Annotated in this window: 15 protein-coding genes; 4 read left to right on the forward strand and 11 right to left on the reverse strand. The window is 52.5% G+C overall.

Annotated elements, in window-relative coordinates; genetic code table 11:
* Positions 1-98: 98 nt before the first annotated feature.
* Positions 99-2,939, reverse strand: coding sequence for a DEAD/DEAH box helicase (locus VDIS_RS03185; protein WP_052885753.1), 2,841 nt, complete (start codon positions 2,937-2,939; stop codon positions 99-101).
* Positions 2,940-3,104: 165 nt separating this feature from the next.
* Between VDIS_RS03185 and VDIS_RS03190 the strand changes: the two genes are divergently transcribed.
* Positions 3,105-3,893, forward strand: coding sequence for a P-loop NTPase family protein (locus VDIS_RS03190; RefSeq protein WP_013335771.1), 789 nt, complete (start codon positions 3,105-3,107; stop codon positions 3,891-3,893).
* 74 nt (positions 3,894-3,967) lie between these two features.
* Entirely contained in the window at positions 3,968-4,327 is a 360-nt protein-coding gene (locus tag VDIS_RS03195) for a hypothetical protein (protein WP_013335772.1), read from the forward strand.
* A gap of 4 nt (positions 4,328-4,331) precedes the next feature.
* Here VDIS_RS03195 and VDIS_RS03200 read toward each other — a convergent pair whose 3' ends face one another.
* Together VDIS_RS03200 and VDIS_RS03205 are read right to left on the reverse strand one after the other, a co-directional pair.
* The gene (locus VDIS_RS03200) at positions 4,332-4,967 is read right to left on the reverse strand and encodes a ParA family protein (RefSeq protein WP_013335773.1); all 636 of its coding nucleotides are present in this window, start codon (positions 4,965-4,967) and stop codon (positions 4,332-4,334) included.
* Positions 4,964-5,314: a hypothetical protein gene (locus tag VDIS_RS03205; RefSeq protein ID WP_013335774.1), complete on the reverse strand. Its 351-nt coding sequence runs from the start codon at positions 5,312-5,314 to the stop codon at positions 4,964-4,966. The genes VDIS_RS03200 and VDIS_RS03205 overlap by 4 nt, the downstream gene beginning before the upstream one ends.
* Positions 5,315-5,414: 100 nt before the next feature.
* Between VDIS_RS03205 and VDIS_RS03210 the strand changes: the two genes are divergently transcribed.
* Positions 5,415-6,902: an ATPase, T2SS/T4P/T4SS family gene (locus VDIS_RS03210; protein ID WP_148678402.1), complete on the forward strand. Its 1,488-nt coding sequence runs from the start codon at positions 5,415-5,417 to the stop codon at positions 6,900-6,902.
* Here VDIS_RS03210 and VDIS_RS03215 read toward each other — a convergent pair.
* The 3 genes from VDIS_RS03215 to VDIS_RS03225 are packed head-to-tail and all read right to left on the reverse strand — an operon-like array spanning position 6,871 to position 9,134.
* Positions 6,871-7,197 carry a hypothetical protein gene (locus VDIS_RS03215; RefSeq protein WP_013335776.1) on the reverse strand — a complete coding sequence of 109 codons (327 nt, stop codon included), beginning with the start codon at positions 7,195-7,197 and terminating at the stop codon, positions 6,871-6,873. The two genes, VDIS_RS03210 and VDIS_RS03215, sit on opposite strands and share 32 nt — an antisense overlap.
* Positions 7,194-7,973, reverse strand: coding sequence for a ParA family protein (locus VDIS_RS03220; protein WP_013335777.1), 780 nt, complete (start codon positions 7,971-7,973; stop codon positions 7,194-7,196). The genes VDIS_RS03215 and VDIS_RS03220 overlap by 4 nt, the downstream gene beginning before the upstream one ends.
* Positions 7,974-8,012: 39 nt before the next feature.
* Positions 8,013-9,134, reverse strand: coding sequence for a hypothetical protein (locus VDIS_RS03225; protein ID WP_013335778.1), 1,122 nt, complete (start codon positions 9,132-9,134; stop codon positions 8,013-8,015).
* 49 nt (positions 9,135-9,183) lie between these two features.
* Between VDIS_RS03225 and VDIS_RS03230 the strand changes: the two genes are divergently transcribed.
* A complete protein-coding gene (locus VDIS_RS03230) occupies positions 9,184-9,609 on the forward strand; it encodes a hypothetical protein (RefSeq protein ID WP_013335779.1) in 426 nt (141 codons plus the stop codon).
* Between the two features lie 93 nt (positions 9,610-9,702).
* Here VDIS_RS03230 and VDIS_RS03235 read toward each other — a convergent pair whose 3' ends face one another.
* The 5 genes from VDIS_RS03235 to VDIS_RS03250 all read right to left on the reverse strand — a co-directional run bounded on the left by VDIS_RS03235 (position 9,703) and on the right by VDIS_RS03250 (position 11,770).
* A complete protein-coding gene (locus tag VDIS_RS03235; protein ID WP_013335780.1) occupies positions 9,703-9,999 on the reverse strand; it encodes a 4a-hydroxytetrahydrobiopterin dehydratase in 297 nt (98 codons plus the stop codon).
* A gap of 39 nt (positions 10,000-10,038) precedes the next feature.
* Positions 10,039-10,548, reverse strand: a complete 510-nt coding sequence (locus tag VDIS_RS03240) for a hypothetical protein (protein ID WP_013335781.1) — start codon at positions 10,546-10,548, stop codon at positions 10,039-10,041.
* Entirely contained in the window at positions 10,520-10,657 is a 138-nt protein-coding gene (locus tag VDIS_RS12800; protein ID WP_013335782.1) for a hypothetical protein, read from the reverse strand. The genes VDIS_RS03240 and VDIS_RS12800 overlap by 29 nt, the downstream gene beginning before the upstream one ends.
* 291 nt (positions 10,658-10,948) lie before the next feature.
* Complete coding sequence (locus VDIS_RS03245; protein WP_013335783.1) at positions 10,949-11,422, reverse strand: retroviral-like aspartic protease family protein; 474 nt, start codon at positions 11,420-11,422, stop codon at positions 10,949-10,951.
* On the reverse strand, positions 11,423-11,770 hold the full coding sequence (locus VDIS_RS03250) for a DUF5678 domain-containing protein (protein ID WP_245522558.1): 348 nt from the start codon (positions 11,768-11,770) through the stop codon (positions 11,423-11,425).
* Positions 11,771-11,927 lie beyond the last annotated feature (157 nt).

An 11,927-nucleotide genomic window follows, 5' to 3' on the forward strand; every position in this document is an offset into this window, starting at 1 on the left:
CCGGGCTGTTCCCGGGTGGTTTGGTTGGGGACTCATTGTGCGGTTGGTTTCCTTGTTTTTGTGTTTTATAAGTTTTTTCTTCGTGGGTTAAAGTAATATTATTCGTTCCAGAATGGTTTTGTTTTTTGGTATTGTCGTTCTGCCTCTAGTATTTGTTGGTAGAGTTCCTGCTCTGTCTTTGCCTTTGGTAGGACTTTCCTGATTGCTGTTGTTGGTCCTACCCCGTGCGCTGCTAGGGCTATTATGGCTTTTTTGCCGTATTGTAGGACCGCCAGGGCTGTTTGTGTTAGTTCCTGCCACTTCTCCTGCTCTTCCCTCGTTAGTCTTTGGTTTCTCCTCGCCTTCCTGACTATTTCATAGGTCCTTGCTGGGTCTTCCCCGTACTTCAACACGGCTATCTGCCTCATTCCGCACCTTGGGCATTTGACCTGCTCGGGCACGTACTTGACCTTCATTGTTACGTGCCACCCGCAGTTTAGGCATAGTAGTGTTACCTCCCTTTCCTCGATTCTTTTCTTTAGTAGTTGTAGTATTGTGGTTGTTGGTATTCCCTGGACTGCAGCGTCAATTTTGGCGGCTTGGTTTATGATGTGTTGGGCTATTGGTGTGTACTGTTCCACCTTAATAATCCTCACCGCTGTTTTGCCCTCCCTAATGCTGTTTATGAGTTGTCTGAGTGGTGTTGGGTTTATTTTCTCGGTGAGTATTTCCCTAATGACTTCCCTGTCCACTACCGTGTCCCTGAGCGCCGCTGCGAGTCTCTCGATGTTTACGTCGACGGACTCCCTGGGCAATACCCCGAACCTCCTGGCCACGTGTATGAACCTGTACTTGTACAGCCTCGTGCTTCTCACGGCCTCCCTTAACTCCCCCTCTACGTAGTCTGGGCTTTGGTTTAGGGCTTCGGTTATTGCCTGGGGTGGTATGCTTATTGGTGTTGTTATGAGTGCCCTGTATGGGTCCGTCACGTAGGTCACGGCAACCCTATACCTCTGCCCAATGTATCTGGCTAGGTATAGGGCCAATGCCTGGTTTCCCTTGGTTCCTAGGCATGCGTGGATCACGAAGTCCCTACCCCTCCATTCAATGGTTACCGTGTCCGGGAAACCCATGACCCCCGTGCTGACTTGCTGTCTCAATTCCTCAATGAGTGGCGTTGGGGCGCCTCCCGCTGGGTACTTGGTCAGTACGGGCGTTGGGTCCTCGCCGTTCGCCACAGCCTTCATCAACTCCTCCCTTAGCCTGCATACTTCCTGCGCCACTTCCGTTGGTACTGGTATTTCCTCGCCGATCCAGGTGGGCACTGCGTTTAGGACCTGGTTCAGTGGTTCTAGTACGACCTCGCTCTTCCCTCGGTCGATACCCACTATCCTCCAGGGCCTGCCCGCCAGTATTATCTGTGTCCCAGGCTCCACGGTTTCCACGAATTCCTCGTCGAGCTCGCCGATTGCCCTATTCGTTATCATGTCCCTAGCCCTGTAGTGTTTTTGGTCTGGTATCATGGATATGTTCTCGAAGTAGTACCTGTGGAGTCCTCTCCTTGGTGTTATTGTTCCGTCCTCGTTAACCCTAATGAGTCTGTTGCCCTCCATGAACCTCAGGACCTCCATGAGCTCATCACGCGTCAACCCTCTGTATGGGTGTGCCCTCCTGACGGTGTCTAGGACGTCGCCCACCGTCAATGCCCTGCCCTCCACCTTGGCCTCAATCACCATGCCAGCGACCTGGTGGTGGAGTACGTCGAGCGCCTTTTCGTGGTACTCAACTTCCCGCTCTAGTTCGTTGTTTAGGGCCCTCCTGGCTATTACTAATGATTCTAAGTAGTCGTCTGTGTCCCTGGTTATTACGTGGCCGATAGCCCTCCTGCCAAGCCTATGCCCGCTCCTGCCGACCCTCTGGATTAGCTTCGTGACCTGCCTAGGGCTTGAGTATTGGATTACGGCGTCTACGTGCCCAATGTCTATGCCCAGCTCTAGGCTTGACGTGGTCACCACAGCCCTGACCCTACCACCCCTCAGACCCTCCTCAAGCCCCTCCCTCTCCTCCCTGTCCAGCGAGCCATGGTAAACACCCACGGCGTTGCTACCGAGAACCCTACCTAGCCTATGCCCCAGTAATTCTGCCTCGTCCCTAGTGTTTGTGAAGACCAGGGTAGCCCTATGACCACTTACTATCTCGGCTATCCTCCTGACCCTCGCCGCTACCTCGGGCATTGTGCTTAACTCCTCAGCCAGGCCCACGTCCTCCTCAGATGCCTCTGGGTACTCGACACTTATCTCCATCTCCCTACTGACGTCCACACTCACCACCTCAACCCACCTACCCACGCCGGCTAGGAATTGACCCGCCAGCTCCGTGTTTCCGATGGTTGCCGAGAGCCCGATCCTCTGGTACTCACCGGCTATGTTCACGAGCCTCTCCAGGGCTATGGATAGTTGGGCGCCCCTCTCGTCATTCATCAACTCATGGAGCTCATCGACCACAACCCACCTAACATTCCTGAGAGCCCTCCTCATACTCCTCATCACGAGTATTACCTGCAGGGTCTCCGGCGTGGTTATGAGTATGGTGGGTGGCTCCCTAACCTGCCTCCTACGCTCGCTCTCTGGGGTGTCGCCGTGCCTAACCGCCGTGGTTATGCCAAGCCTACTGGCTATTTCCCTGAGCCTAATGTTCACGTCCCTATTTAGGGCCCTGGCTGGCGTTATGTATATCGCAGCGACGCCGCCCGTCAAGCCCTCGCTCAGTATTTTGCTCATTATTGGGAACATGGCTGCCTCGGTCTTGCCGCTGCCCGTGGGTGCGGTGATTAGGACGTTGACGCCACTGAGCACCCTGGGTATTGCCCTCTCCTGGACCGGCGTTGGCTCTAGGTAGCCGAACCCCTCAATTACATCCACAAGCCTTGGGTGTAGGTGCTCCCTCCAGAAATTGCTCATTAACGCTTCAGCAAGGGGGTTGGGTTCCCCGGGCTTTATGAGTCTGTCTACCCGCTTCACAGGCAATGCGTTGGTTGGGGCTTATTGGCTGTGTTTAGTGGGTATTTCAGTGTTCGAGTTTGGCAAAAGTAATATAAATACTGCCCTGAGACGAACACAATTGAAATGCTGATAGTTGTTACGAGTGGGTCGAAGGGTGGGACGGGGAAGAGTACGGTTGCCCTTGGCCTATCGGCGATTCTTTCGCTTAGGGGTTTTGGTCATGAGTTGTTTGATTATTCCTGTAGCCTTGGTGTGTGTACTGGCGTTTATTACTACCTTAGTGACTTTGTTGATGGCATTAATAGGTTGTCCAAACTGGTTAGGGTTAGGCAGAGGTTGCCGCCCCAGGGTTATGGGGGGTTGGCGATTGTTGATTTGCCGCCCATGAGCCTTGCCCAGCCCGAGTTTGTTGATTTGTTGGGTAGGGCTGACGTGCTCGTTGTGGTTAGTTCCTACGAGCCTGACTCCGTGGTCTCCGTGGAGAGGGTTCTCGAGGCCTACCCAGGCAGTAGGGTTGTTAGGGTTTGTAATAGGATGCCCACGGAGGGTTGCAAGCACTACCTCAAGGTCACGCCTGAGTCCCCGTTCTTCGTAATTGGGGAGCCCACCAACTTCAGGACGTTCAGTGAGTTGGTTGGTGAGCTTGGGTTCCCTGGCGAGGGTAGGTTTGAGAGGGTTGGTAGGCAGTTCGTGGTTAATGGAGTTAGGGCTAAGCTCGTGGCCCGTTGGGACCCATACGCCATAGTCGGCGTTGAGGTTTCGCAGAAGTGGTACTACGCCCTCATGCCCTTCACAAGGCCAATGGAGGACTTGGTGTCCATGGCCCACCAAATGCTCGGCCCAACATACCTATTCAAGCTGGGCCTCGCGGACAACGCAATAACCAGGTTGTTCAGAGCCATTAAGCACTGAGTTGCACCAGGTTTGGCGCAACGCAGTTTCTACGATGCACAATCCTAATTAGGCCTTGGGCCATTGATTAACGCATGGCGGTGATACCGAGCTCCGTTAATCCGTACGCCGCGGCTGAATCGGCAATCCAGGGCGTTGTGAGTAGTACCGTTGATTTCATGGCCTTCGTGGCCGCAGTACTCATATTAATAACCATAGCGGGCCTAAGCCTCATTGGCTTCCTGGCCCTCGTTCAGTCACTGATTGGCTACTCACTCATTGAGTGGTCGAGCATTAGGCGCATTATTGGTGCCCTAGTCGCCATGGGCGTGGTCTTCGTCCTACTAATGGGCATATTACCCACCGTACTGAACTCTGTGGGTTTGACGGCGATAGCCACAGCCCTTAGCAATTTCATGGCTATGGTGATGAGCCACCTATCATCGCTCATCTAGGTCATTACCCGAGGACTACCTTCATTAAATTCCTGACGTAATTCCTAATCCTCTCCGCAACCTCCAGCTGATTACTGGCGCCCTCCACGTACGGTATCACCACGGTCATGCCCTCCACCCTTAGGTTCTCCCTGACCATGTTCATGGCGTAGACCATGTGCTTCGTGCCAACCCTCGGTATGGTCCTCCTTATCAACTCCTCCCTCTCCCTGGTCAGCGGTATTAGTAGCTTGTCCGCAGCCTCTATCGCGCCCATCGTCAGTCCCAGGTTCACGGCACTCATGGTGTCTATCACGAGGTCATCCACACCGTACTTACTAACCAGGGTCTTCTCCAACGCCCTAAGCATCCTTTGCACCTCACCTGGTGCTATCTCACTCAATTGCCTCAGCTCCAGGTACTCCCTATGCCTTATTGGTATGACCACGTTCCCATCCCTCACATACATCATGTACCTGCCACCACGCACGCTATCTATTATGTCCACCCTCGGGTTAAGGCCCAGGAGTAGGGATAGGGAGCGGTTGTCCGGGCTTAGGTCCATGTACGCCACGTTCTTCGTACTCATTAGTAGGGCCAGCGTTATTGTTGTTTTCCCCACCCCACCAACATTGCCGCTTGTGACTGTTATTATCGTCATAACCTCCTCCTTAACTCCTCGAGTTTGTTTAGTAAGTTTTCGATCTCGCCCAGGGTTTTCACGATCTCGCTCAACGTGTTTATGTAGTTCTCTATCGTGGGTTTCATCTGCGTGAGTTTGTCTAGGTCGTTCTTGATACTCATTACCTCCTCAATCCTCCTACTCAGCTCATCTATGTAGCTCCTTAGGTCCGTTAGGTTTTGTTGATGGGTCGGTGGTTGGGTATTCACTGCCTGGATTGTGTTTGTGGGTAGTCCGAACTCGTCCTTACCCTCATCCTCTATCACAAGCTCCTCCTCAATCTCCTCATTACCCGTTAATTTCCTCCTTTTACCCAGCCCGAACATGATTACTTAACCGAGGCCCTCATTAATTAGTTTTACCCCCAAGCAACTTATTAAGGGGGTTTGTTTATGGCTTTTTATGGGCTTGTTTCACAGTCGTTCTGTGGGTGGGGTTGATGGTGAGGTTGTGTTTAGTCGTAGGGTCTCGTTTCGCGGCTTCCCAAGTACCGTGACCATCTACAGCACTGTCTGGGGTAGTGGCTGCTTTGTTGATGTGGGTGATTCCGTACTCCCCGGCATTGACTCCTTTGACCTTGAGTCCTTCGTTGTGAGGTACATGCCTAAGGTTAGGGATGCCGTGATTAGGGGTGTTTCGAGGGGTTTGGGCTTTGAGGATGCCGTGGTTAACGCCCTTAGGGTTGAAGTCAGTAATTACCTGAGGAGTGCCGGCGTTGATGCCTCTGGCGATGATCTTGATAAGTGGGCATCACTCCTGTTTAGGGGGTTGTATAACTACGGTGCCCTGGAGCCCGTGATGGCCGTAGGCGATGAGGTTGGCCTCACCGACATTTACGTAACCCCCAACGCCAGGGTTCACTTTAAGTTGAGTAGTCTTGGTGATTGCCAGTCGAGTATTGTGCCTAGCACCAGGGAGGTTGAGCTCTTGGTGAGTGTCATTGGCGATAGGGTTGGGGTCTACCCAACCTATTATAACCCATCCATCGAGGCTTACGATAGGGCCCATAGGCCAATGCTTAGGGTGAGTGTTGATTCATTCGACGTTACGGATAGGACCAGGGTGAGTATTAGGGTCTTCCCCACCAGGGCTTGGAAACTAACTGACATGGTTAGGCTGGGCTCCATTGACGCTAGGTTGGCCGCCTACCTATGGCTGGCGCTCGAGGTTGGTGTCCCTGTCCTGGTGATTGGGCCCGCGGGCTCTGGGAAGACGAGCATGTCGGCGGCCCTGATGTCCGCGTTGCCACCTAGCACGGTGATTGCCAAGGTTGAGGATATCGACGAGGTCCTGCTGCCCCAGGAGTTGGTTAGTGATTATGCTGGTGGTGTCATTCCGCTGCTTAGTCGTGAGGGTCATGGGGCGGGTGTTAGGCCCATACCACTCTTCCAGAGGCTTGTTCATGCGCTTAGGGTTGGTGCTGATTACATATTTGTTAATGAGGTTAGGGGTCCGGAGGACACGAGGGCGTGGCTCCACGCCATAATGAGTGGGCAGGTGGGTGGTGCAACCACGATGCATGCTGGTGGTGTTGAGGAGGCCATTGTTAGGCTTAGGGAGTATGGTGTGCCCATTGACTTGGTTAGGTTATTGGTCGTTCTCATGGGTAGGTTCGAGGTTGGTGGTAGGGTTGTTAGGAGGGTTGTGGGTGTGTGGGTTGTGGATGGTGGTAAGCCCCTGGTTGCCTGGGATGGGGCTTTGCATGAGGATGTCCTGGTTAAGTTCCTGGGTGGGCGTGTTGGTGAGGACTTCGTGATTAGGGAGGTGGGTGATAGGGAGGCGTTCCTTAGGCATTACTCGGGCTTCGACATTGATGAGACTGAGTGGGTTAGGTTGATAGCCCTGTTCCACAGGGCTAGGGACCTGGTCATGCCGAGGGAGGTCAAGAGCGACGTTGTTTTTGATGAGTCCTAACCCTAACCAGTAACTGCCTCGCCAACTCATTAATGTCGAGTTGATTCGGGTAATTACTAACCAGGACCTCCCTACCAATCCTCAGCGCCCTCCTAACCTCATCATCAACCGCGCCCAAACCCCTCAAAGCCTGCTCCAGTAGCCTCAACCCATTGCTCACGTAAACCTCCACCGCGCCCCTACTCGGCCTGACACCCCCAACCCCAAGCCTCGGCCTATTACTAATCCTCCTCATGAGCCTCATGATCTCCTCATCCTCATACTCATTAACGACCTTCCTACGCAGGAACCTCATGGGCTCACCCAAACCCTCTCCGCATTCAACCTCTCCAGCAACGCCGCCAACTCATCAATCGCCCTCCTGAACTGACCCAGCCCCGGGTCCTTGACCAGGTAGGGTATTGAGCCCAGTCGCCACGCAGCCTCAATCGCCGGGTTCCTGAGTATCTTCACCACGTTCTTAACACCAATGTCTAGGTTACCCCTTATACTCGATAACTTATTCAACACCACAACCCCCTCCCTACCTGGGACTACCGCCGACGCGTACTCAAGCATGCTACCGAGCCACCCCATGCCGCCTGGCTCGTCCGTGGCCACCAGCGTTATCACGTCGGCACTACCCACCAGCGAGGTTATGAGCCCTGGGTTCAGTGCTGGTGATAGGGCCGGTGTGTCTATTAGTATGAAGTTGGGCTTAACCCTGTAATTGCCTATCCCCTTAATTAGTGATGAGACCCTCGAGCTCAGGACCGCAGTGCTCGGTAATGCACTGTATGGGTTTGTGATGGGTGATGCGCCAGGTGGTATGACCTTTATATTCCCCACAACCCCATCCTCAATGAATGCCGTAGAGACCTTAACGGTCTTCGTAACCCCCATAATGTACGTCAAAGCCCCATTAACACTACCCGGGTTGTTCACGCCTAAGACCTTGGATGCGGTGGCGTTTGGGTCCAGGTCAATGAGCCAGGTCCTGTACCCCCTCATCGCCAGTGCCGTGGCTAGGCTCGTGATTATCAATGTCTTACCAACACCACCCTTCTGGCTTAGGAACAATACAGTCAACACAGGTCTTAACTACGCATGGCATTATTAAGGCTTTACCCATTAGGCCATTGTCAGGGCTATGTACGTGACCACCAGCGGTACGGTGGCGTACATACCCGTGGTTACGGAGTCAAGCACATAACCACTCATGAAGCCCCCGATTATGACCGTGGGAAGCATAAACTGGAGCATGGCAACACCCCCAGGTACCTGGGCCGCTATTAACCTCGTTATTACGAGAATAACCTCCATCAGGGCTAGGGACACGATGATTGAGGCGTACCCAATCCTCCTGGCTTCCATTACGGAATTCACCACGTGGGTTAGTGATGTTACGGCCACGTTAATCACGTCCGGCCTCCCCATGCCCGTGACCGCGACCACCCTGGCATACTCACTAATGAAGCCCTCAAGCCAATTCCTGGACCGGGCCTGATCAAGCCTTAGGGTGACCGCCGCCCTCATGACCCTATTAACCGCGGTGTGCCTCAACTCATTAATCGCCCTAACCCTCCCAACATACCAGTTGAGGCTTAGGCCTAGGAAGGCTGTGGAGAAGACTAACCAGGTGAGTGCTATTGACCTGGTGATTACGTAGATAGGCACAGACAACGCCAGCGCAATCCCCATGTACCTAGTCAATTCATTATCAATAGGGACAAGGCCCGGGTCAAGGTTCCAACCCAGCAATGCCGTTATTGGGGCGGCCGAGGCGTAGGTCATCACTAGGTATGTGGTTGGGTTCATGTTTAGGGCCCTACTCACGAGGACTATCGTCATGGGCACCATGGCCAGCGTAATCACGGTGAGGGTGTCAAGTAGTATTACCAAGTCCCTGTAATCACCCCTCAACCTGCCCAGGTAATCATCGAGCTCCCTGAGTATGTAAAGAATTGCCGTGCCGGGTTCAATACCCAGTCTCTCGGCGTTGACCATAGCCTCGAGCATACTCCCGAGGCCTCCTACGTACTTCGTGATCGGCTCATTCATTGAAATCACGGCCCTAGCCATTAGCAATCGCCTAACTAGTGGGCGGTTAATGCTTAGCCTTTGGGCCTCGTTTATGAGCGTGTCCAGCACCCTACTCACTGGCTGCGCCAGGAATAGTGGTGTTGCGAGCATCATGAGCAGTGCCTCCTCGAGCCTAGCCCTGAGCCAGGGCTTTATTGGGCCTGGACCCATGGGTTTATGTATGGGCAATACTTAAAAGGTGTATCCCCATGGGTTAATTATGCGTAGTAGGGGTGAGTTATCGCCCTTGGTCTCCGTCATAATTGCGGCGGTACTCATAGTCGTTGGTGTGGCGCTAGTGATGATTTTCTACCACGGCGCAAAGGCAATGGGGCAGCACGCCCTTAGCGCCCCTAACGTTGAGGTCTCGGGCAGCATGTCGGCGTCCACGGGCGTGGTGACGATAAACATCTATAACGCCGGCACAACGCAACTAACGATTAGTGGTGTTAAGGTGTATGGTCCTAGTGGCTCGATACTCGATTGTTCTTGGAGCGGTGTTGGCGCCGTGGTGGCTGCTGGCGGTAGTTACGGGGTTGTTGGTCAGTGCACTGGTGTTGAGGCTGGCGTCACATACACGGTGGTTATTACTTTGAATGGCACAGGTGGCTCATTGGCTGAGTCCCTTACCATAACCGCCTCGTGACACTTCACGCGTTTTAATGAATCAAAATAATAATAAGTTGATATTAAATTTGCCCAGACCATTTAATAATTGGCTTGGTGGCATTACCGTGGGTTAGCCCTGTATTTTGTCTCGCCACTTGTTTATTAGTTCGTTTATTTTCCTTGCCATTTCTATGTCTAGTTGTGTGACTCCGCCTTCGTCGTGCGTGGTTAGTTTTAGTGTTAGGTGTTTCCAGGTTATTACCATGTCTGGGTGGTGCTCCTCCGCCTCGGCTATTTGGGCTAGTTGGTTTATGAAGGCTATGCAGTCCATGAATGCCTTGAACTCCAACTCCCTGACTACGTAGTTGCCCTCCAGTCTCCAGCCCTGTGGTAGGGACTTCATGACCTCCTCCCTGGTGAGTGGCATGCGTATGTGGTTCGGCGCCGCCCTTTAATACCCGGCGCGTTAACCCGTTCGCTCACTACCGTGGGTCCTTTGCACCGCGTAGGTGTGCTCTGGGGCTTGGCCGAGCATCCTCATTGCGTGCCTGGTCAGTTCCTCAGTGCCTATGTTCCTTATTAGCCCCTCCACCACGTTGATCCAAGCGTTGAAGGATTCCTTGCTTGGCGTGCTGCAGGTTATTGAGCCTAGGCTCGGCACCTGTGCCTTGTATAACTCGGCGAGTTTCCCCGCCTCCCTTGGCACCAGTATTACTACGCTGGGTGTGTTGCAGCCTGGCGTTAGTACCGTCGCGTCGAAGTACTCCTCAAGCCCTGAATCCTCTATTATCCACAGCACCGCGTCTATGTTTAGGCTTGGCCGTAGGATTATCCAGGCAATGTCCGTGATCGGCCTCTCGAAGATTAGGTCAAAGCCCTTGAAGTTGCTTAACACCGTGCACCAGTAATTAACTATGTCCAGGCTATCCGTGTCTGGGCATGTTGGGTTATTGTCGCTGACCAATACCCTGACCATTACCGATCACCCACTTACCGAAGGCGCTGTTTTCCACGTTAATAACTCCATTGCCAATGCGATCCTTAATCCAATGGAGTGCATCATCAATAATTAAGTCCCGAGTCATCAGCAAAACTATGTTCAGCTACTAAATAAAAGCATTTCGATGGTTAATGACGAGATTTTTAAATAACTTCGCCCATGAATACCACCCCACCCAACAATGAACTAACTCACGTTGTTAGGTTAATGCTACCCAGGAGTGATTCTGCGATGCGGGCGGGGCCTTAAATAGTGCGTTGGTGCCAGGGATTTACCGCCACTTATTATGAAGAGAAACCACCAAGCAGAGGATCAACCGTCCTAATGATGGCTCAATAAGTACGTGGTTGATTTTGCTCAGTTCCTCATTAGTGTATTAATACGTTATTGTTATTTGGCCTGCTACCCCGTCGTATATTAGGAGGATGTTGCGTAGTATGTCGTGGCCTATCAACGCCCTGTATTGCTGTGCTGATAGGTCTACGGCTGCGACGGTCACGTTGTCAAGCACTATCCTAGCCCTCACGTCCGGTACGTTTGAGAATAGTATGAGCCTAACTAGGTACAGTGGGACTGTTACTTGACCGCTCGCCGTGGCTGAGTTAACCGTGCCATACGGTGGATAACCAAGTTGGTTCAGTACATTCTTGTCAATTGACGTGATTGAGGCGCCGGTATCAATCAACGCAATTACATTCCTAACGTTGTTTAGGGTTATACCCCTGCTTTGGGCGAAGCTCTGAACAACACCTGCTGGTTTTACGTCAATCATTATTACGGGCCCATTTATCCTAAGGACATCGGCGGGCAAGGCGTTCGGTGATGCGTAGTTAATCCTAACTATGGGCATTCACGGCACCTGGACTATATCTAATCCGAGCGCGTGCGTTGGTGAGTAGTGCTGTGGTTGCTCCTCCTCAACCCTCTGAATTATGAAGTGCCCATTAATGCCAAACCTCTCAAGCGCGTGTTTATAGGCTTCCTCAAGACTATCAAACACACCCTGCACCTCGCCGTCTTTCACTACCACGTACTTACCCCTATACCTAACCAGCAACTCAGGCAACTTAGCCTTAAAAGCCTCATACTCCCTAACAACCCAATCAGGCGCACTAACGAAGAAGGACATAAAGACGATACCCTCAAAACTCCTTAATAAAGCCTGCCCATGCCCACCTGGACTGAGATGAGACCTCATTAATTAATTCATCGGTATAAGCATGGAATATTGAAAAAGAGGTTACCTCCTCACCTCTGAGTCTCCTGTTAACCCGCGGGCTAATGACGATTTTAATTTAATTTCGTTGAAAATACTAGGTAAGGACCTCATTAAGTGGTTAACAAGCCCCTGGAGT

It is taken from the genome of Vulcanisaeta distributa DSM 14429 (genome assembly GCF_000148385.1).
Classification (GTDB): domain Archaea; phylum Thermoproteota; class Thermoprotei; order Thermoproteales; family Thermocladiaceae; genus Vulcanisaeta; species Vulcanisaeta distributa.